Origin of the sequence: Streptomyces sp. MspMP-M5 (genome assembly GCF_000373585.1) — a bacterium.
Lineage (GTDB): Bacteria > Actinomycetota > Actinomycetes > Streptomycetales > Streptomycetaceae > Streptomyces.
The window spans coordinates 173266-193557 of record NZ_KB891885.1 but is presented as its reverse complement, the minus strand read 5'-3'; the positions used below and the strand labels follow the sequence as shown (position 1 = coordinate 193557).

The window sequence follows — 20292 nt, the reverse complement described above, 5'->3', positions numbered from 1 at the left end:
CGGTTCGGATGGTGTGAGCGGTGCAGGTGCTTCAAGTGCAGTTGGAAGTGCGGCCCGACCCCGCGGAAGTGGGGCGGGCGCGGCGGTGGGCCCGGTCGAGGCTCGCGGGGTCGGGAATAGGAGCGGACGAGCCGCTCGCCGAGACGCTGATCCTGCTGATCTCGGAGCTGGTCACCAACGCCGTGGTGCACACGGGCTCGGCGGCCCGGCTGCGGATGTGCTTCTCGGGCACGGGTGCCGTGGTGGGCACCGTGCGGGTCGAGGTGGTGGACGCCAGCGCCCGCCCGCCGCGCCAACGGCACGCGGACGGCGAGGACACCAACGGCCGTGGCCTGGAACTGGTGGACGGCCTCGCGGACCGCTGGGGCTGGCAGCGCGAGGGAGCCGGCAAGCGGATCTGGTGCGAAGTCGACCGCGGGCAGCCGCTGCTGATGGCGGCCGGTACGGACCTGGGGGCATATGACCCGGCTTGCGCCGTAAACGACCGTCACGACAAATCGGTCGTAAATCGCTGAATCGGTTCGCCTGACGCGGAATTAGTCCAGACCAGGTGTTGACGTGGCGTTCCCTGGTGATCACTCTTGGGGAAGCGATGCGCCGTGAGGGGACGGCAAGGGCGTGCAGGGCCGATGGCCCGCGGCCTTGGCGAGTGCGGATCGCGACCCGGAGCCAGGTGGCGGCCCACGATGCCGTGCTCGGGGCGCGCAGCGCGCGCCGCCGCCTGGCCGGTCCGGAGCCGGTCGCGCACCGCGGACGGTGCGCCCGGCCTCACAGCACGGCCACCGGCGCGACCGGACTGCCCGTGCCGCCGACGAACGGCTCGGCCACCGCGGACAGCAGGAAGGCGTAACGGCCCTCCTGCGCACAGGCCGTCGTCAGCTCCTCCAGGTTCCAGTTCTGGCCCTGGAGCATGCCCATCTCGACGAGGTGCAGGGCGTGCACCGGCATCCACAGGCCCTCGACCTCCGGCGGGAAGATCTCGAAGGTCAGGGTGTCGTTGGCGACCGCGGCGACCCCGCGGGCGTGGAACCACTCCGGGGTGCGCAGCGACAGCCCCGGCGACGGGTACGCGTACGCCTCCCGGTCGCCGGCCAGGTAGTGCCGCAGCTGGCCCGTCCGGACCAGGACCACGTCGCCGGAGCGGACCGCCGTCCCGGCCAACTCCTCGGCGGCGTCCAGGTCCTCCGGCGTGACCGCGTGCCCGCCCGGCAGCCGGTCGGTGCCGTGGGCCCGCGCCACGTCCAGCAGGACCCCGCGGGAGACGAGCGGGGTGGCCTTCTCGATGCCCAGGACGGTGGCGCCGCGGTGCGCGGTGACGGCGTCGGCGGGCCGGCCGTTGTAGAGCCGCCCCGAGTGCGAGACATGGGTCAGGCCGTCCCAGTGGGTGGCGGCCTGGAGGCCCATGGTGACGGTGTCGTCGGAGGTGGCGACGGTCCCCGGGCCGAAGAGTTCCTGGTTGACGGCGACCATGGTGTGCAGCGGGTTGACCCGCCCCGGTATCAGGCCGGTCTGCACGCCGTCCTGCCGCAGCGGCAGGGCGAGCGGGACGCGGCGGCCGCTGCGGACGGTCGCGGCGGCGGCGCGCACCACGTCCGGGGTGATCAGGTTCAGGGTGCCGATCTCGTCGTCCGGGCCCCAGCGGCCCCAGTTGTTCACGCGCCGGGCGATGTCGTGGAACTCCTGGGGGAGGGGCATGGGGTTGCTCCTGGGGCGAGGGCGGACGGGGTGGACGGGGCGGCCTGGCCGGTCCTGTCTTCCGGTGGGCCGGAGTTGGGCCGGGGTTGGTCCGGGGGCTTGTGCTCGTACCGCGTCTGCCCAAAAATCTAACGGGCCGTCAGAAACTGTGGGAAGGGGCGCGGCATGGGGAACTTCCTGTCCGGCAAGGTGGTCGCCGTCACGGGGGCCGGGCGCGGCATCGGGCGGGCCGTCGCCCTGGCCGCCGCGGCCGAGGGCGCCAAGGTGGTGGTCAACGACTACGGCGTCTCCATCGAGGGCGGCGAGCCCAGCAGCGAGGTGGCCGAGGCCGTGGTCAAGGAGATCGTGGCGGCGGGCGGCACCGCCACGGCCGTCGCCGACGACGTCTCCACGATGGCCGGCGGGCAGCGGATCGTGGACACCGCGCTCGCCGAGTACGGGCGGATCGACGGTGTGGTGTGCGTGGCCGGCATCCTGCGCGAGCGAATGCTCTTCAATATGTCCGAGGAGGAGTGGGACCCGGTCGTCGCCACCCACCTCAAGGGCACCTTCACGGTCTTCCGGGCCGCCGCGGCGGTGATGCGCAAGCAGAAGTCCGGCACCCTGATCGGCTTCACCAGCGGCAACCACCAGGGCAGCGTCGCCCAGGCCAACTACGCCTCGGCCAAGGGCGGGATCATCTCGCTGGTGCGCAGCGCGGCGCTGGGGCTGCACAAGTACGGGGTCACCGCCAATGCGGTGGCGCCGGTCGCCCGGACGCGGATGTCGGCCAATGTGCCGATGGAGCTGACGGAGATCGGCGAACCGGAGGACGTGGCGGCGCTCGTCGTCTACCTGCTCGGCGACGGCGCGCGGGCCGACGGGGTCACCGGCCAGGTGTACACCGTGGCGGGGCCGAAGATCGCGGTGTGGGCCCAGCCGAGGGAGCTGCGCTCCGTGCGGGCCGACGATTTTCCGTCGGAGCCCGACGGGGGGCGGCCGGGCCCTGACGGGGGGCGGTGGTGGACGCCGGAGCGGGTCGCCGAGGTGATCGCCGGGCCGGGCGGCATCGGCGTCGATCCCATGCCGATGCTGGCGCAGTTGGAGGAGATGGCGCGGGCGGCGGGGGCGGGGGAGCGGCCCAACGAGTAGCTGCGCTTGGCTTGCTTCCCACGTTGTCGGCTGTCCCGCCGTAGGGGTTCGCCTTTTTGCGCCTGGCGGCGCCGGTCCGCTGCGCGGGGCTGTGGGGTGCGGTGACGGGCCTCCGGGGCAGGGGGTGNCCGGACTGCTTCGCTTTACGTCCGGACACCCCCTGCCCCTCCGGCCCGTCCCCTCCCGTTGGGGGTGGGAAGGGGGTTGTCGTGGGTTGCGGTGGGTGGGCTGGAACGGGTGTCGTGTTGTCGTCCGGAGGGGAGCGGGGATGAAGGGTGTGGTGTTCGACGGGGAGCAGGTGCGCGTCGTGGACGATCTGGAGGTGCGGGACCCGGGGCCCGGTGAGGTGCTGGTGGGGATACGGGCGGCCGGGTTGTGCCACAGCGATCTGTCGGTGATCGACGGGACGATTCCGTTTCCGGTGCCGGTGGTGCTGGGGCACGAGGGTGCGGGGGTGGTCGAGGCCGTCGGGGCGGGCGTTGCCCATGTGGTGCCCGGGGATCATGTGGCGCTGTCGACGCTGGCGAACTGCGGGGCGTGCGCGGAGTGCGACCGGGGCCGGCCGACGATGTGCCGCAAGGCGATCGGGATGCCCGCGAAACCGTTCCGGCGGGGCGGCACCGAGCTGTTCAACTTCGCCTCGAACTCGGCGTTCGCGGAGCGTACGGTCGTCAAGGCGGTGCAGGCGGTGAAGATCCCGAAGGAGATCCCGCCGGCCTCGGCCGCGCTGATCGGGTGCGGGGTGCTGACCGGGGTGGGGGCGGTGCTGAACCGGGCGCGGGTGGACCGCGGGGACTCGGTGGTGGTGATCGGGGCCGGCGGGATCGGGCTCAATGTGCTCCAGGGCGCGCGGATCGCGGGCGCGTCGGTGATCGTGGCGGTGGACGCCAACCCCGCGAAGGAGGCGAAGGCGCGGCAGTTCGGGGCCACGCACTTCGTGGACGCGTCGGCGGTGCCGGACAGCGTCCGGGCGGTGAAGGAGATCCTGCCGACCGGGGCCGACCACACCTTCGAGTGCGTGGGCAGCACGCGGCTGATCCGGCAGGCGGTCGACCTGCTGGACCGGCACGGGCAGGCGGTGCTGCTGGGCGTCCCGCCGGCCACCGCCGAGGCGTCCTTCCTGGTCTCCGCCATGTATCTGGACAAGTCCATCCTCGGCTGCCGCTACGGCTCCGCCCGCCCCCAGCGGGACATCGCGCTCTACGCGCGGCTGTACCGCGAAGGGCGGCTGCTGCTGGACGAGTTGGTGACCAGGACGTATGAGGTGGACGACTTCGCCAAGGCCGCGGACGACACCCATGGCGGGCGGGTGGCACGGGCGGTGCTGGTCTTCGGGGGCTAGGGCGCTTCTGACGGATCTCCGCGCCTACGGGGCGAGGCGGCCGAACGTGCCCCGGTGGAAGAGGAGCGGGCCCTGTTGTGCGGCGGTCGGGTCGGTGCCCAGGGCCTCGACGCGGCCGACGACGATGAGGTGGTCGCCGCCGGTGTGGACGGCGTGGATCGTGCAGTCGATCCACGCGGGGACGTCCGCGAGGCGGGGGGAACCGGTGACCGGGGCCGGGGTGTGGTGGACGCCGGCGAACTTGTCGGCGCCGCTGACGGCGAACGCGCGGCAGAGGCCGCCCTGTTCGGCGCCGAGCACGTTGACGCAGAAGACGCCGGCCCGCGCCAGGCGCGGCCAGGTCGTCGAGGTGCGGCCCGCCATGAACGCCACCAGGGGCGGGTCCAGGGAGAGCGAGGCGAAGGACTGGCAGGCGAAACCGGCCGGGCCCGGCTCGCCGGGGGCCGTGATGATCGTGACGCCGCTCGCGAAGTGGCCCAGGACGGAGCGGAATTCGGCCGTGTCCAGGGGGGCGCGCTCGTCGTCGCGGACGGTGCGCAGCGAGGGGCGCGCGGCCGGGGTACGGGCGGGCGGGGGCGTCGGCGCCGCGGCGGTGGGGGCGCCGACGGAGCGGAGGTAGCGGATGGCCGTGGCCGCCATTCCGGCGTGTCCCATCATGCCGCCCATTGAAACTGATGGTCCGTCAGATAGGAAGGGGCGGGCGCCACTCACACGGGTGGTTCGGCGGCGAACCGCGGGCCGGATCATGATGGTTCGGGGGAGATTGGGGGACGCGTTCCTGATTGACCGCCGAGCGCTCGGGTACGTTCCGCCTCGGCCGCGCCGTAGCCAAGCACGGGGGAGTGTTCCGGTACATGGCCGATGCGACACCGCCGACCTCCCGGTCGGACGCACGTTCCCAGGGGGACCGTCCAGGTGGCCCCGTCAGTTCGTCCCCGCCGCGGTCGCCGACGGCCTCCGGGAGGCCGCCGGACTCCGGGGCCACCGCCGCGGCGGCGTTCGACGAGGTCTTCTGCGGGCTGCTGCCGCGGCTCTACCGCCGGGCCGTGATGCTGGCCGGCACCCGCCAGTCCGCGGAGGACGTGGTGCACGAGGCGTACCTCAAACTCGCCGCCCGTCCACAGCGTTTCCTCGCCCACCCGGAGCCGTACGCCTATGCCTTCACCGCCGTCCTCAGCGTCGCCCGGGACGCGTACCGCAAGGAGCGGCGGCAGGTGCTGGTCGAGGAGGTCGACGAGGTGGACGGGGCCGGCGTCGGGGCGGCGCCGGCCGCCGGCGGCGGGTTCGGCGAGTGGGACGGCGGGGTCGCGCGGCGGCACGCGGAGCTGGAGGCGGTGCGGCTGCTGGGGCGGCTCTCGCACCGGCAGGCGGGGATCGTCATCCTCGTCGACCTGGACGGCTACACGATCGATCAGGCCGCGAAGATCATGAAGGTGCACCGCGGCACCGCCGCCCGGCACCGGGCGCGGGCCCTGGACAGGCTGCGCGCGTACCTCGTTGAATCGGAGCACGGGCAGGCCGGGAGGTGAGCGGCACGGTGGGCGCGGGGCCACAAGGCGGCGCGGGTGGGCAGGACGAGGTCGAGGCACTGCTGCGGGCGAGACTTCGGGCGGCCGACGAGGCGATCGAGACGCCCGGCGGCCTGTGGGAGCGGATCAGGGAGCCCGCGGTGGACGGGCGGGCGGGGGGCCCCGCGCCCCGGGGCGGCGCCACCGTGGTCGGGCTGCCGCGGCGGCGCCCGTATGCCGTCGCGCTGGCGGTCGCGGCAGCCGTGGCGGCGGTGGTCCTGGGGGTGTGGTGGGCGCTGCTGCGGCCGGAGGCCGTGGACGTCAGACCGGCCGGGCCGCCGCCGAGTGTGCCGCTCACGGTCTACAACAGCGAGACGGCCTGCCGCGCCCCGCACACCCTGGAGTGCGCGCTGCGGCTGGCCAGGGACCCGCACCGGGCGTACGCGGCGCGCGGGAACACCGCGGGCCGGGTGTGGCACGGGGAGGTGGTGACGGCCCGGTGCGTGGTGACGGACGGGCAGTTGGTGCGGGACGAAGAGGGCGTCACCTCCACCCGGTGGTACCTGGTGCGCACCGGGCAGGGGGCGGAGGGATGGCTGCCCGGGGTGCGCACCCGTAATACCCGGGAGGTACCGGAGTGCCCTGGGGGGTGAGCGCCCTGGGGAGTGGGCGACCGGGGTGGGCGGGGCGCGGCTTCACTTCCCCTGGAACGTGGGGCGGCGGCGTTCGACGAAGGACGCGACGCCTTCCCGGGCGTCCGCCGTCGTCATGTTGATCTCCTGGGCGGTGGCCTCGGCCGCGAAGGCGGCGCCGCGGTCGGCGTCGAGGGAGGCGTTGACCAGCGCCTTGGTGAGGGCGAGCGCGCGGGTGGGGCCGGCGGCGAGGCGCTCGGCCCACTCCCGGGCGGTGCGTGCCAGCTCCCCGTCGGGCACGACCCGGTTGACCAGGCCCAGCCGGGCGGCGTCGGCGGCCGGTACGGCGTCGCCGAAGAACATCAGCTCCTTGGCGCGCTGCGGGCCGACGAGCCGCGGCAGCAGATAGGCGCCGCCGCCGTCCGGGACCAGACCGCGGCGCACGAACACCTCGATGAAGCGCGCCGATTCGGCGGCCAGCACCAGGTCGCAGGCGAACGCGAGATGCGCGCCGATCCCGGCGGCGGTGCCGTTGACGGCGGCGATCACCGGCTTCTCGCAGTCCAGTACGGCGGCGATGAACCGCTGGGCGCCGTTCCGGATCATCCGCGCGACGTCGCCCGCGACCCGGTCGCCGACGGCCGGCGCGCCGCGCAGGTCGGCGCCGGCACAGAAGCCCTTGCCGGTCCCGGTGAGCACCACGGCGCGCACGTCCGGGTCGGCGGAGGCGTCCGCGAGCAGGCCGATGAGGCGTTCGCGCATCTCCCGGGTGAGGGCGTTGAGGGCATCCGGGCGGTTGAGGGTGAGCTGGGCGACGCCGTTGTCAGTGGCGCGCAGTATCAATGAATCGAGGGGTTCGGCGAGTTCGGCCGGTCCGGTGGGTTCGGCGGAGTCGGCGGGTTCGGCAGCAGTGGGACGAGGGGAAGGTGCGGGCGTCATGGGGGAGTGGCTCCAGGGAAGTGGGCGGACGGGAGTACGGGCGCGGTGGGCAAGGGTGTGGCGGAGGGCTGGGTGGCGGCCGGCTCCGTGGCGGATGTCGGTGTGGTGGAAGGGGCGGGGCCCGCGAGGGCGGCCGGGCGGGGGGCCGCCGGCCGGCCGGTGGTCAGTGGCAGATCGCCAGGGCGTCCACGGCCACCGCGCCCTGACCGCGTTCCAGGACGACCAGCGGGTTGATGTCCAACTCCGCCAGTTCGCCGTCGAGTTCCATGGCCATCCGCTGCACCCGCAGCACGGTCTCGACCAGTGCGTCGGTGTCCGCGGGCGGCATACCGCGGACGCCCTCCAGGAGGGCGTGGCCGCGCAGGCGGCGGAGCATGGTGCGGGCGTGCTGCTCCCCGAAGGGCGGGACGCCCACCGCGATGTCCTGGAGGACCTCCACCAGCACCCCGCCGAGGCCGACGGAGACGGTCGGCCCGAAGAGCGGGTCGGGGGTGACGCCGACGACCATCTCGACGCCGCGTTCGATCATCTGGCAGACGAGTATGCCGTCCAGCGGCAGGTCCTCGTAGCGGGCGATCTCGGTCAGCTCGCGGTAGGTCTCGCGGACCTGGCTGGCCGAGGTCAACCCGACCTTGACGAGCCCGAGTTCGGACTTGTGGGCCAGCTCCGGTCCGGAGCCCTTCAGCACCACCGGATAGCCGACCAGGCTCGCCGCCCGGACGGCCGCCGCCGCGCTGGTCACCAGCTGTTCCCGCGGTACGCGGATGCCGTAGGCGCGCAGCAGCTGCTTCGCCGCGTGCTCGCTGAGCTGCCGGCCGGGACGCAGCAGGGCCTGGGCCTTGCGGGCGGAGGGGGAGGCCGCGCGGGGCGCGTCGTCGAAGGGGGAGCGGTAGTGCGCGGTGAAGCGGTGGTGGTCCAGATAGGCGCGGACGGCGGTGATGCAGTTGGCGAAGATGCGGAAGGTCGCCACCCGGGAGGAGCCGAGAAGGGTGCGGCGATAGGCGTCCTCGGTGCCGACCGGCGAGCCCCAGACGACGCACACCAGCTTGTCGGTCTGCTCCGCCGCGTCCACGAGGTCCTGTGCCAGCCTGTCGCTCATGGGCGGGAAGGGGCCGGTGATCGGGCAGATCAGGACGCCCACGGACGGGTCGGCGAGGAGCGCGTCGATGATCTTGCGGCCGCGCCAGTCGCCGACCGGGTGCCCGCCGTTGTCGATCGGGTTGGTGACGTTGAGGTAGCCCGGTATCCACTGGTGGAGTTCGGTCTGCTTGGCGTCGGACAGGGTGGGGAGGCTCAGGCCCGCCGCGGTCGCCAGGTCGGCGAAGTGCGCGCCGGTGCCGCCGGAGATCGAATAGACCGCTACGCCCTCGGCGGTGGGCTTCCTGGCGCGGGCCAGCAGCGCCGCGGTGTCCTGGAGCTCGTCCAGCCCATCCACCCGGATCACGCCGAACTGCCGCATCGCGGCGTCCACCACCTCGTCCGCGCCGGTGAGTTTGCCGGTGTGCGAGGCGGCGGTCCGGGCGCCGGTCTCGGTGCGGCCGACCTTGACGACGACCACCGGCACCTTGTTGCGGGCGGCGCGGTCGGCGGCCAGCAGGAAGCTGCGGCCGTCCTTGAGCCCTTCCACATACGCGGCGATCGCGCCGACCTCGGGACGGGAGGCGAAGTAGGAGAGGAAGTCGGCAGTCTCCAGGTCGGCCTCGTTGCCCGTCGGGGCCCAGTGCGAGAGGCGGACGCCCAGCTCCTGGAGGGCGAAGACCGGGCGGCCCTGGTGGCCCGACTGCGTGATCAGGGCGACGGCCGGGCCGTCGAGGTCGTCGCGGAACCTCTCGAAGGCGTTGAGGTTGGTGTTGGGGCCGAGCAGCCGCAGGCCCGAGCCGGCGACGGCCTCGGCCAGCCGGGCCTGGGCGGCCGCGCCGTCCTCGCCGGTCTCGGCGAAGCCGGAGGCGAAGGCGACCGCGAACTTCACCTTGGCCTCGGCCAGTTGCCCGATGACCGGCAGCGGGTCGCCGACCAGCAGTACCGCGAGGTCGACGGTCTCCGGCAGGTCGGCGACGCCGGCGTGGCAGCGCAGGCCGAAGACCTGCTCGCGCCCGGGGTTGACCGGGTGGAGCCGGGCGCCGACCCGTTCCGCCCAGGCGATCAGCTGCCGGGTGATGCCGGTGTTGGGGCGGCCCTCGCTGTCCGAGGCGCCGATCACGGCCACCGACTCGGGCCGGAAGAAGCGGTCCAGGTCCGGCACGGGTGCGTACAGCGGGCGGCCGCTGACGTCCCGGTCGGCGACGGCCCGGACGGCCGCGGAGCCGTCGCCGCCGGTAGCACCTGGGCCTTCGGACCCGCCGGCGTCGCTGATGCCGTGGACGGTGTGGGGTGGGTGCTCCCCGCAGGCCACGACGCGGGCCGGCCGGGAGTGCGTGGTGAGGGTGCCGTGAGTCGATCCAAGCATCGCAGACGCCCGCTCCTGTGTGACGGCTCTCGTGGACTGCGCGCCGTACCGCGCTCAGCCGTAGCTGACACTTAGTCAGATTACTGAACTGATGGCATGTCAGGAATGGGTGTGCGGGGAAAGGTTGGGTGGCGGGTGTTGGGGGGTGGTGCGGGACAGCGAGAGCGCTCCTGCAGGGGGTACTCCTCGGGCTGGCGCCCCTCGGAGGGTCGGGCTCCCTCTTGCGGCCGGGTGGGTGATGAGCTGAACTGACGTACCGTCAGGCCGAGATGGCGAGAGCGAGAGTGAGCGCAGGGCGGGTGGTTCGATGACGGCGCGGGAGGCGACGCACACCGGGGGTGCGGGGCGGACGCAGGACGCGGGTGGGACCAGGGGTGCGGGCGGGGCGGGGCGCGCGGTGGCGCGGTTCGATCTGCCGGAGGTGGACGCTTTCACCCGGCCCTACTGGGCGGCGGCGGCCGAGGGGCGGCTGCTGCTGCGCCGGTGCCGGGCCGGGGGGTGCGGGGCGGCGCACCACTACCCGCGCGAGTTCTGCCCGTACTGCTGGAGCGAGGACGTCGTCTGGGAGCCGGCCGGCGGCCGTGCCACCCTCTATACCTGGTCCGTGGTGCACCGTAACGACCTCCCGCCCTTCGGCGGCCGCGTCCCGTACGTGGCGGCCGTCGTCGAACTGGCCGAAGGGCCCCGGATGATGACCGAGGTGATCGACTGCGCAGAGCCGCACCTGCGGATCGGGATGCCGCTCATGGTCCACTTCCGCACCGAGCCGGCGGAGCCGGTCGAGGCGGCCGGTGGCGTTGCGGAGGCGGACGGCGGATACGCCGTACCGGTCTTCCGGCCGGCGTGAATCCCTTGTGTGCCGAAGGTCGGCGTGCCCCCCGTGTTTCGACGGTCGGCGTGAACCCGAACCCCTCGTGTGCCGACGGCCGGCCCGCTCACCTCACGGCCAGAGCAGCTCCCGCTCCCAACCATCCTCCGTGCGGCGGTAGTTGAGGCGTACGTGCTGGCGCCGATGCTGATCGCCCTGGAAGAACTCGACCTCGTCGGCGCGCAGTACGTACAGCGTCCAGCTCGGGACCGGCGCGTCCGGTTCGCGCCGAGCGCGCTCCCAGGCGGCGTCCGCGGTGCGGGCCAGCTCGGCGGCCGAGCCGAGTACCTCGCTCTGGTGGCCCACCAGGGCGGCGGCCAGCGCGCCCGTGGAGCGGCGGTGCAGATCGGCCACGCTCTCCTCGGGGCTCGCCGCGGCCACCGTGCCCCGCACCCGCACCTGACGGCCGACCGCCGCCCAGTAGAAGGCCAGTGCGGCCCGCGGACGGACGGCCAGCTCACGGCCCTTGCGGCTGCCGCGGTGGGTGCCGAAGTGCCAGCCGCGCTCGTCCGCGTCGTGCAGCATCACGATGCGCACGGACGGGTCGCCGGCCGCGTCCGCCGTGGCCAGCGACATGGTGTGCGGCTCGGGGACACCGGCCTCGGCGGCCTCCCGCAGCCACTGCCGGAACAGCGGCAACGGCTCGCCGGGCGCCCCCTCCGGGTCGAACGACGGCAGCTCCCCCTCCCAGACCCGCAGGCCGCGCAGCAGCGCACGGAAGGCGTCAGCGTCGCCGCCCGCGCCGGTGGCGGTGCCTGCACCTGCATCGGTGCCGATGCCGGCGCCGGTGCCGGTTTCCAGGGACGGCCCGGGGCCGGGCGTGGCCCCGTCGGCGCGGTGATCCGTGTGGTCCGTGTGATCGGGCATGTCGGGCAGCGTACGCGGGGCACCGGCCACACGCGCCGGAGGAGGCGGTGGACGCGTGCCGGGGGCGGCGGTCTCCGCAACGGCCGCCTCCACGGCGACCACTAGGGGCAGCGGATCGCCCCCGCCCCGTCAGCCCGTCCCCAGCACCACCGTCCCCGACGAGCAGAACCAGCCGCCGGTGCCGGACGCCACCGCGAGCCGCGGCAGGGCGCCGCCCTTCTTGTGGACCTGGCGGCCCGGGCCGGCTTCGCCGCGGAGCTGGCGGACCGCCTCGACCAGCAGGAACAGCCCCCGCATACCGGGATGGCAGGCGGCCAGTCCGCCGCCGTCGGTATTGACCGGCAGCGCGCCGTCCCGCAGCAGCCGCCCCTTCTCGACGAACGCGCCGCCCTCCCCTTTGGCGCAGAAGCCCAGGTCCTCCAACGTCACCAGGGTCATGTAGGTGAAGGCGTCGTAGATCTCGGCGAGGTCGATCTCGGCGGGGCGGACGCCGGCGCGTTCGAAGGCGAGCCGGCCGGAGACGGCGGCGGGGGAGACGGTGAAGTCGTCCCACTCCGCCATGGACGTGTGCGAGACGGCGGTGCCCGAACCGAGCACCCAGACCGGGCGTTTGGCCAGGTCGGGCACGTAGTCCTCGGCGACCAGCAGTACCGCGCAGCCGCCGTCGGAGCGGATGCAGCAGTGCAGCTTGGTGAACGGGTCGGCGATCATCGGGCCGGACAGCACCGCGTCCACGGTGATCGGTTCGCGGTACATGGCGTCGGGGTTGGCGGCCGCGTTGGCGCGTGCCTGGACGGCTATCTCGGCCAGCTGTTCCAGGGTCGTCCCGTACTGGTGCTGATGGCGGCGCGCGGCCATCGCGTATTTGGCGATCAGGGTGTGCCCGTAGGGGGCCTCGAACTGGAGCGGGCCCCGGGAGCCGAAGGAGAGGTTGGCGGTGCGGCGCCCGGCCTTGAGGTCGGCGCGCGCCGTGGAGCCGTAGACGAGGAGGACGGCGTTCGCGTGGCCGGCCGCGATCGCGTCGGCGGCGTGCGCGGCCATCACCTCCCAGGTGGCGCCGCCGACCGTGGTGGAGTCCACCCAGGTGGGGCGCAGCCCCAGGTATGCGGCGACTTCGACGGGGGCGAGGGTGCCGAGGCCGGCCGAGGCGAAGCCGTCGATCACCGACCGGTCGAGCCCGGAATCGGCGAGCGCCCGGCGGGCGGCCTGGGCGTGCAGGGTGTACGGGGTGGCCTCGTCCACCCGTCCGCAGTCGGAGAGCGCGACTCCGGCGACGGCGACCTTGCGCTTCCGGGAGGGGGTGGTGCCTGACGTCAGCGGCATGATCTGACGGTACATCAGATGTCTTGCCGTCGCCCCGGATCGACCCCGCTCTTTCCGGGCTGAGGGGTGCCGTCTCTCTAGGAAAGTGCCGGCCCTCTCCCTACTATGACGCCCCGTCAGATTCATATCCCTGCCCGTCCCGGTCCCTGTTGGGGCCGGAGCCCCGGTGGATCCGGACGCTGCCAGTTGTGGATCCCGGCCGAGTGGGCGGGGTTCGCCGCACGGCCGGGAGGAGCCCGCCGATGGATGCCGCGTTCACCGAGGAGCAGGACGAGATCCGCCGCACCCTGCGCGCACTACTGGGCAAGGGCTGTGGTTCGGAGGAGGTGAGGGCGGCGGCCCGGAACCCGTCGGGCCACGACCCGGAGCTGTGGCGGCGGCTCGCCCGGGAGGCCGGCCTGCCCGGTCTGACCCTGCCCACCGCGTACGGCGGCCGCGGCCGCGGGCCCACCGAACTTGCCCTGGCCTGCGAGGAGACCGGCCGCGCCGTCCTCCCCGCGCCGCTGATCGCCACCACCGTGCTGGCCGCCCCGCTGATCCTGGCGCTGGGCGGGGAGCGCCTGCGCGCCGAACTGCTGCCGGGACTTGCCACCGGGGAGCTGACTGCCACCCTCGCCGTACCGGGCGGGCAGCTGGCCACCGCGCTGGCGCTGACCGGGCCCAACGACGGCGACTGGGCCGGCGGCGGCCGGGCCGGGGGAATCCAGGCACGGGCCGTCGGCCAAGGCTGGCGGCTCTACGGGGAGGCGGGCCGCGTCCTGGACGGGCACACCGCGGACGTACTGGTCGTCGCGGCGCACACCGGCGGGTTCGCGCACAGCCGCACCCTGCTCTTCGCCGTACGGGCGAAGGGGGCGGACGGGACGGCGGCACCGGGGCTGCTGCGGACCCGGCAGGCGGCGCCGGACGGCGCCCGGCCACAGGCGCGCGTCGAACTCCGCGATGTGGCGGCCGAGTTGCTGGGAGAGGCCCCATCCGGGAACGGGGACGGGGACCGGAACGGGGACAGGGGCCGGAACGGAAACGGGGGTGGGAACGGGGACGGCGGCCGCGCGGCGGAGGCGGCGGCCGCGGCGCTGGCCGCCACCGGGGCGACGGCGGCCGCGTGCCTGGCGGCCGAGGCGGTCGGCGCGGCCGACGCGACGCTGTCCCGTACGGTCGACCGGGTCCGGGAGCGCAACCGGGGTGGGCGGCCGGACGGCGCCTTCCAGGCGGTGCAGCGCCGGCTGGTCGAGCTGTATGTGGCGGTGCAGGGGGCGCGCTCGGCGGCGTACCACGCGGCCTGGGCGGCGGGCGGCGGGCGTGCCGAACCCGGGCTGGGCGCGTTGGCGCTGGCGCAAGGGCTGGAGGCGCTGCGCGCGGTGGCCGCGGAGGCGGTGCGGTTGCCCGGCGGGGTCGGCTCCACCGGGGAGGACGCGGCGCACCTCTGCTTCCAGCGGGCGGCCGGTGACGAACTGCTGCTGGGGCCGGTGCACCGGCTGCGGGCCCGGGCGGCCGAGCAGGCGGGCCTGTTCGGTGCCGGCGAGAGCGCGGGCGCCGTTGCCGATCCGGCGGCGCGAGAGGCGGTCGGCGCCTGATGGACCGCCGTGCGCGGCTGGTGCAGAAGATCTCCGCGACCCGGGCGTTCGCGCGGATCGCACCGCACGTCATCCCGGCGCTGGACCGCGCCGTCCACCGGCTGTCCGGCGGAAAGACGCTGCTCAGTACGCGGATGCTGCCCTGCGTGGTGCTGACCGCGACCGGTGCCCGCAGCGGCCTGCCGCGGCGCACTCCACTGGCCTGTATGCCGCAGGACAACGGCGGCTGGCTACTGGTCGGCAGTAACTTCGGGCGCCCGGGGCATCCTGCCTGGACCGGAAATCTCCTGAAGAACCCGGAGGCGACGGTGAGTTGGCGGGGCCGGGACATCTTGGTGCGGGCCCGGCTGCTGACCGGGGAGGAGCGCGAACGGGCCTGGCGGGCGGCGCTTGCGTTCTGGCCGCCGTACGCGGCCTATCAGGCGCGGGTGGAACGGGAGATCCGGCTGTTCCGGCTGGAGCGGTTGGACCGGCTGGACGGCGTGGATGGGCCGGACCGCCTGGACCGCTGCTGAAAAGAGCACCGAACGGGCCCTGCTCACATGCCGAGTACCGAATACCGAAAGTCGAATGCCAGGTGTCGGGTAATGGGTACCGGGTATCGGGTACTGGATGTCGGGCCCCGGATGCCGGATGCGACGCGAACCGCCCCCGTACACGCAGCGGGTGCCGTACGGCCCTGGAGGGCGGTCGGCACCCGGCTGCGTGTGGTGTACAGCTATGGCAGGACGGTTACAGGACGGAGGTCGAACTGCCCCGGAAGCGACGGGACATCGGGGGAACTCCGGAGGCTCTGGAAGCTCCGGCTCCCCGGCGGCAGTGCGGCTGCCGAGGTGCGGCGTTGAGGTGCGGCGTTCCCGGCGCGGTGGCACCGGCGATACGGCCGTACGGCGAAGCGGCGTTCCCGGTGGTGCGGCGACCCGGCGCGGACTACTGGGGCCGGCGCTTCGGGAGGCCGGCTACCTGGCCGGCTACTTGGTCGGCTTCTTGCCGGTGATGCCGAAGTGGACCAGCAGCGCCAGATTGGGCTTGAGCTCGGCCTGCTTGACGCCCCAGCTCTGGAAGCCCTTCTGGTGGCCGGCGACCGCCGCCAGCATCGCGACGATGGAACCGGCCATGGCCGCCGCGCTGACGTCCTTGTCGACCTTGTTCTTGGCCTGGAGCTCCTGGATCGACTCCGTAAGGGAGTTGGTGACCGCGTTGAGGATCTTCATGCGGATCTTGTAGAACCGCTTGTCGCCCTCGGCGGCACCCAGGTCGACGACGCGCAGGATCGCATCGTGCTTGCGCCAGAAGGAGAGGAAGCCGTCGACCAGTTCTTCCGCGGCCTGCCAACCGGACTTGCCCACCCAGGAGCGTTCGGCGACCAGATTGGTCAGGCTCGCGCCCTCTTTCGCCATCTCTTCGGCGATTTCGAGGACCGCGCCTTCGACGTCGGGGAAGTACTGATAGAACGTCGCGGGTGAAGTGCCCGCTTTTCGGGCCACATCGATGACTTTGACGTCCCGGTAGGGGGACGAACTGAGCATTTCACTGAGGCAGTCGAGAAGCTTTTGCCGCGTCGCCTGTCCGCGGCGACCGGCAACTCTGCCGTCGACGGTTCGAACTTGTCCTGTCATGCCGTCAGCTTACCGAGGGGTGATCGGAGCGCGATTTGGCTGCCTGCAAATGGGGACCGGGGAGTTCGGGTCGTCGGGCGCCCGTTGCCGCCCTGGTTGCGGGCCCGCTCGCGGCCCGGGCCGGACGGCCGACCGTTGGTCCGATCCAGTGAATGCTGTTATCAACAGCCTGTGGACAACTTTGGTGGACAAGGGTCCGCTGCGGGACCGGCGGCTCCGGGCGGTGGCGGCGGCGGAATCCGTGCGCCACGCGCGGTGTCCTGACCTCGAAATCGCCCTGGGCGACGCAGAATTGATCCATTGACGCAGAGCGGCGGCGGGGGAGGGCATGCGTACGGGCACGGGCGGGGAACGCGGGCGGGGAAGTGGGCGAGTTTCGGCCACGGGGGCCGGCGGCAGATCCGGGCATCCATCGGGTGCCGACGGGCCGCCCGGGATCTCGTCACCGGCCCGTCCGTCCGGAATCCTTCCGTCCGGATGGGGCGAAGAGCGGCGGAAGTTCCGCGCACGGCACCTCCGGGCCGCCCGCAACCGGCCGGTAACCCCTCGGCAATCACCCGACCCCGGACGTATCGGCGCACGTCAGGGCGGGGTGGAATACGCCGGGTAATGGCCTTGTTGCGTATCGCAGGGGGTGAGTCGTGACACGGCCGACAGGCCCCGGGTTCGCAACCATCGGCCCGGCCAGGAAGAATCAGGGTGCGTACGGCCGTTTCGGCCAGGCGGTGAGACGCTGCGCGGGGCAGTGGCTCTCGGCGGCCCGTGGCTATGGAGAGTCTCGTTCTATGCCCCACGGGGAGGTGGCAGGCAAGTGGTGGAGCAGCTGACGCAGCACGATCCTCGGCGGATCGGCCCGTTCGAGGTGCTCGGCCGTCTCGGGGCCGGCGGCATGGGCCTGGTCTATCTGGCGCGGTCGGCATCCGGCCGGCGCGTGGCGATCAAGACGGTCCGGTCCGAACTCGCCGAGGACCAGCTGTTCCGGGTCCGGTTCACCCGCGAGGTAGAAGCGGCCCGCGCGGTCAGCGGCTTCTACACCGCGGCCGTGGTCGACGCCGACCCGCGGGCCGCGGTGCCCTGGCTGGCGACGGCGTACGTCCCCGCGCCCTCCCTGGAGGAGATAGTCAATGAGTGCGGGCCGCTGCCCGTCCAGGCGGTGCGCTGGCTGGCCGCCGGGATCGCGGAGGCGCTCCAGTCCATCCACGGCGCCGGGCTCGTCCACCGCGACCTGAAGCCGTCCAACGTCCTGGTGGTCGAGGACGGCCCCCGGGTGATCGACTTCGGCATCGCCTCCGGGGTGTCCAACACCCGGCTGACGATGACCAACGTCGCCGTCGGCACCCCCGCCTACATGTCACCGGAGCAGGCCCGCGACTCCCGCAGCGTCACCGGCGCCAGCGACGTCTTCTCGCTGGGCTCCACCCTGGTCTTCGCCGCCACCGGGCACGCCCCGTTCCACGGCGCCAACCCCGTCGAGACGGTCTTCATGCTGCTCCGGGAGGGGCCGGACCTCGCCGGGCTGCCGGCGGAGCTCCGGCCGCTGATGGAGTCCTGTATGCAGATGGAGGCAGCCCACCGGCCGTCCCCGGCCGACCTCCAGTCCCAGCTCGCGCCGCACCTGTTCAGCTCCGGCAGCGACGACAGCGGCACCGCGTCGGCCTGGCTGCCGCCCGGTGCCGTGGCGCTCATCGAGCGGCGGCGCGGCGGCGGCCGGGGCGCCGTCGCACCCGGCGCCGCGCGGTCCGCCGCCGCGCCCCGCGACACCGGCCGCCAGGAGCCGGTGGCCGCGCCGCCCATGCCGCAGGCACCGCCGCCGCCCGCCCAGCGGCCCGAGAGCGTCCGGCCGGCCGCCGACGGCTGGCCCGGCCGGATCGGCGCGGGACCCGGCGCGCACCGCGCCGCCGACCCCCGTGGCGCGCCCGCCCCGGTGGCCTCCGCCGCCCCGCCGTCCGCTCCGCCGGCCCCCGAGGGTGCCGGCGGTCCCGTGCGGCTGGGCGGTTCGCACGCCCCGATAGGGCCCGGGCCGCGCGCCGCCGACACCCCGCAGCAGCACGGCGCGGCCGCCCCCGCGACGAACTGGGTCCGCCCGCCGGCCGGCGCCCCCGTGGCCGGTGTGCCGCAGCAGGGCGGCGTCACGGGCGGCGGCCACGGCGAGGCCGCGCCGGCCACCCCGCCGGAGCCGCCGTCGGCCGATCCGGGCCGCTGGCGCCCGTGGCGCTTCCGGATGTCCAACGACGTCTGGGGCACCCCCGTGGTCGCCGACGAACTGCTCTACGTCACGTCGTTCGAGGTGCACGCCCTCGATGTGGCCAGCGGGCGGCGGAAGTTCAAGACCCGTGACGTCGCCTGGGCGATGGCGGTGGCCGAGGGCCGGATCCACGCCTCTGACGGCCCCACGCTCTACGCCCTGGACGCCGACGACGGCGGCGAGCGCTGGCGGCTGAACAGCGAGGGCTGGATCTACGCCCTCACCGCCGACCGCGGCACCGTCGTCACGGCCACCCGGGGCGGCGGCGTCCAGGCACGGGAGGCCGCCACCGGCGAGCTGCTGTGGGAGTTCACCGGCGCCCAGACCGACTTCGAGAACCCGGAGTCCGCGCCCGTGCAGCAGGACGGCACGGTCTACGTCTGGGCCGACGGCCGGCTCAAGGCACTGGAGGCGCGCACCGGCGCCGAGCGCTGGTCGTACCCGGTCGGCGACGCGGCGTCCTGCGGCGGCGTCCCGATGCGGCTGCTGCCCGCGCCGGACGGCGTGGTGTACGTCGTCGCCGGCGCCCGGGTGCTGGCGTTGGACGCCGCCCGCGGCGAGCTGCGCTGGCACTTCGAGGCGCCCGCGGTCTTCCTGAGCCCGCCCGCCTTCGCGCCCGGCCCCGCCGTCACCGGTGGCGGCCTCTACCTCGCCGACTATCTGGGCACGGTCTACGCCCTCGACGCGGCGGACGGCCGGGACCGCTGGCGGATCGCCACCGAGGCCCGCCAGTCCACCGAGCCGGTGCTGGTCGCACACGGTGCCGTCCACCTGGGCAGCGGCAAGGCGCTCTACACCCTCGACGCGGTGACGGGCACCCCGCGCTGGCGTTTCCAGGCGGGCGCCGAGGTCGTCGGCTCCCCGGTCGTCGCCGAGGGCCGGGTGCACTTCGGGTCGGCCGACCACTGCCTCTACACCCTCGACGCGATGGGCGGTCAGCTGCGCTGGAAGCTGGCCACCGGCGGGGAGATCACCGGCTCGCCGGTGGCGGTCGGCGGCGTGGTCTACGCCTGCAGCAAGGACCGCTGTGTGTACGCACTGGACGCCGCGAAGGGGACGGGGCTGGCACGGCGGCCGTAGGCAGCCAGGCAGCCAGGGAGCCCGGGCTGCCTGGCAGCGGGGCGGTGCGGCCTAGTGGCGGTCCGGCCCGGTGGGCCTGTGATCGTCCGGCGCTTCCGGTCCCTTCGGCCCACTCGGCCCACCCGGTCCGTCCGGCGCCTCCGGTTCGTCCGGCCAGTTGGGCCGGTCCGGGAGGGTCGGGTGGTCCGGTGCGGCGGCCGGGCGGTTGGGCAGGGTCGGCCGGTCGTCCTCTTCGTCGGCGGGCATCGTGTTGCGTTGCCGTAGTTCCCGGCCCCACTCCACGGGCGGCGTCGGCCGCTGGGACGGGGACGGGGGCGGGGGCGGTACGGGGTGACGCGATCGGGTCGGGTCCGGGGTGCCGGGCGCCGGGCCGTACGGCTCCGGGTGCCACTCGGCGGGCCGGTGGGCGGGGTCCCAGGAGGCGGGCGGCGGCTCGTAGCGCGCATACGCGTCCCCGTAGGCGTACTCGTCCTCGTACTCGTGCGCGGGGACCCGGCGGGTGCGCCCGCGCATGATGAGGGCGCCCAGGATCAGCAGTGCGCCGCCACCCAGGGCGTTGGCGACGCCGACGCCCAGTCCGTGTGCACCGGCGGTGAGTTCGCCTGAGCGCTGGAGCTGGCGGACCATCCACAGGATGGTGAAGCCCAGGACGACCAGCCCGGCGACGGTGACGAGCAGCCGGGAGCGCAGTGCCACCCCGGCCAGCGTCAGCAGTCCGGCGAAGGCCATCGGCAGCACCAGGGAGCCGAAGAGCGTGGCGCCGCTGTGGGTGAGGCCGTTGAAGAGGTCCTCGATCCGGACGTCGCTGCCGTGACGGCCGTCGTACCAGGGACGGAAGGGGCTCCAGACGGCGGCCGTCGCTCCGGCGAGGGCGATCAGGGAGCCGAGAACGTTGCGCACCACGGGCGTCGCCTCGCTTCGACTCGTCCTGCCCGCCTCGTGACCGACGCTACGCCTGCCCGTCTGCCCCCGCTAGACAGGCACGGCTGGATGTGGACCGACTCCGCCCAGGGGCCCGCA

At 74.1% G+C, this 20292-nt stretch carries 17 protein-coding genes; 9 read left to right on the top strand and 8 right to left on the bottom strand.

The annotated features are described in order from the left end of the window. Nucleotides 1–20: 20 nt before the first annotated feature. Entirely contained in the window at nt 21–515 is a 495-nt protein-coding gene (locus tag B073_RS0113850) for an ATP-binding protein (RefSeq protein WP_037811631.1), read from the top strand. A gap of 253 nt (nt 516–768) precedes the next feature. Here B073_RS0113850 and B073_RS0113845 read toward each other — a convergent pair whose 3' ends face one another. After that, nucleotides 769–1695 carry a cyclase family protein gene (locus B073_RS0113845; protein WP_018538696.1) on the bottom strand — a complete coding sequence of 309 codons (927 nt, stop codon included), beginning with the start codon at nt 1693–1695 and terminating at the stop codon, nt 769–771. Between the two features lie 165 nt (nt 1696–1860). Here B073_RS0113845 and B073_RS0113840 point away from each other — a divergent pair, with 165 nt between their 5' ends. Then, nucleotides 1861–2826: an SDR family NAD(P)-dependent oxidoreductase gene (locus B073_RS0113840; protein WP_018538695.1), complete on the top strand. Its 966-nt coding sequence runs from the start codon at nt 1861–1863 to the stop codon at nt 2824–2826. Between the two features lie 268 nt (nt 2827–3094). Next, nucleotides 3095–4168, top strand: coding sequence for a Zn-dependent alcohol dehydrogenase (locus tag B073_RS0113835; protein WP_018538694.1), 1074 nt, complete (start codon nt 3095–3097; stop codon nt 4166–4168). 24 nt (nt 4169–4192) lie between these two features. On the opposite strand, the gene B073_RS0113830 is transcribed toward B073_RS0113835, so the two are convergent. Continuing rightward, entirely contained in the window at nt 4193–4834 is a 642-nt protein-coding gene (locus tag B073_RS0113830) for a flavin reductase (protein WP_018538693.1), read from the bottom strand. A gap of 188 nt (nt 4835–5022) precedes the next feature. Between B073_RS0113830 and B073_RS0113825 the strand changes: the two genes are divergently transcribed. Together B073_RS0113825 and B073_RS0113820 are read left to right on the top strand one after the other, a co-directional pair. Beyond that, nucleotides 5023–5697, top strand: coding sequence for an RNA polymerase sigma factor (locus B073_RS0113825; protein WP_078508020.1), 675 nt, complete (start codon nt 5023–5025; stop codon nt 5695–5697). Then, complete coding sequence (locus tag B073_RS0113820) at nt 5694–6329, top strand: hypothetical protein (RefSeq protein ID WP_018538691.1); 636 nt, start codon at nt 5694–5696, stop codon at nt 6327–6329. Before B073_RS0113825 ends, B073_RS0113820 begins: the two co-directional genes overlap by 4 nt. 42 nt (nt 6330–6371) lie before the next feature. Here the strand turns inward: B073_RS0113820 and B073_RS0113815 are convergent, their stop codons facing one another. Both B073_RS0113815 and B073_RS0113810 read right to left on the bottom strand, forming a co-directional pair. Continuing rightward, on the bottom strand, nt 6372–7247 hold the full coding sequence (locus B073_RS0113815; RefSeq protein ID WP_018538690.1) for an enoyl-CoA hydratase/isomerase family protein: 876 nt from the start codon (nt 7245–7247) through the stop codon (nt 6372–6374). 163 nt (nt 7248–7410) lie between these two features. Beyond that, nucleotides 7411–9693: an acetate--CoA ligase family protein gene (locus tag B073_RS0113810; RefSeq protein ID WP_018538689.1), complete on the bottom strand. Its 2283-nt coding sequence runs from the start codon at nt 9691–9693 to the stop codon at nt 7411–7413. 397 nt (nt 9694–10090) lie between these two features. Here B073_RS0113810 and B073_RS0113805 point away from each other — a divergent pair, with 397 nt between their 5' ends. Further along, on the top strand, nt 10091–10540 hold the full coding sequence (locus B073_RS0113805) for an OB-fold domain-containing protein (protein ID WP_018538688.1): 450 nt from the start codon (nt 10091–10093) through the stop codon (nt 10538–10540). Nucleotides 10541–10633: 93 nt separating this feature from the next. On the opposite strand, the gene B073_RS0113800 is transcribed toward B073_RS0113805, so the two are convergent. Together B073_RS0113800 and B073_RS0113795 are read right to left on the bottom strand one after the other, a co-directional pair. Next, the gene (locus B073_RS0113800; RefSeq protein ID WP_018538687.1) at nt 10634–11428 is read right to left on the bottom strand and encodes a pyridoxine/pyridoxamine 5'-phosphate oxidase; all 795 of its coding nucleotides are present in this window, start codon (nt 11426–11428) and stop codon (nt 10634–10636) included. 129 nt (nt 11429–11557) lie between these two features. Continuing rightward, nucleotides 11558–12751: a thiolase C-terminal domain-containing protein gene (locus B073_RS0113795; RefSeq protein WP_026247358.1), complete on the bottom strand. Its 1194-nt coding sequence runs from the start codon at nt 12749–12751 to the stop codon at nt 11558–11560. A gap of 242 nt (nt 12752–12993) precedes the next feature. On the opposite strand from B073_RS0113795, the gene B073_RS0113790 reads away from it, so the two are divergent. Together B073_RS0113790 and B073_RS0113785 are read left to right on the top strand one after the other, a co-directional pair. Continuing rightward, nucleotides 12994–14328 (top strand): acyl-CoA dehydrogenase family protein, encoded by a 1335-nt coding sequence (locus tag B073_RS0113790; RefSeq protein ID WP_018538685.1) that lies wholly within the window; start codon nt 12994–12996, stop codon nt 14326–14328. After that, nucleotides 14328–14843 (top strand): nitroreductase family deazaflavin-dependent oxidoreductase, encoded by a 516-nt coding sequence (locus tag B073_RS0113785; protein WP_018538684.1) that lies wholly within the window; start codon nt 14328–14330, stop codon nt 14841–14843. Before B073_RS0113790 ends, B073_RS0113785 begins: the two co-directional genes overlap by 1 nt. A 456-nt stretch (nt 14844–15299) precedes the next feature. Here the strand turns inward: B073_RS0113785 and B073_RS0113780 are convergent, their stop codons facing one another. After that, nucleotides 15300–15947, bottom strand: coding sequence for a TetR family transcriptional regulator (locus tag B073_RS0113780; RefSeq protein WP_026247357.1), 648 nt, complete (start codon nt 15945–15947; stop codon nt 15300–15302). Between the two features lie 811 nt (nt 15948–16758). Here B073_RS0113780 and B073_RS0113775 point away from each other — a divergent pair. Then, the gene (locus tag B073_RS0113775; protein ID WP_018538682.1) at nt 16759–19272 is read left to right on the top strand and encodes a PQQ-binding-like beta-propeller repeat protein; all 2514 of its coding nucleotides are present in this window, start codon (nt 16759–16761) and stop codon (nt 19270–19272) included. Between the two features lie 51 nt (nt 19273–19323). Here the strand turns inward: B073_RS0113775 and B073_RS0113770 are convergent, their stop codons facing one another. Then, on the bottom strand, nt 19324–20175 hold the full coding sequence (locus B073_RS0113770; protein ID WP_018538681.1) for a hypothetical protein: 852 nt from the start codon (nt 20173–20175) through the stop codon (nt 19324–19326). Between the last annotated feature and the right edge of the window lie 117 nt (nt 20176–20292).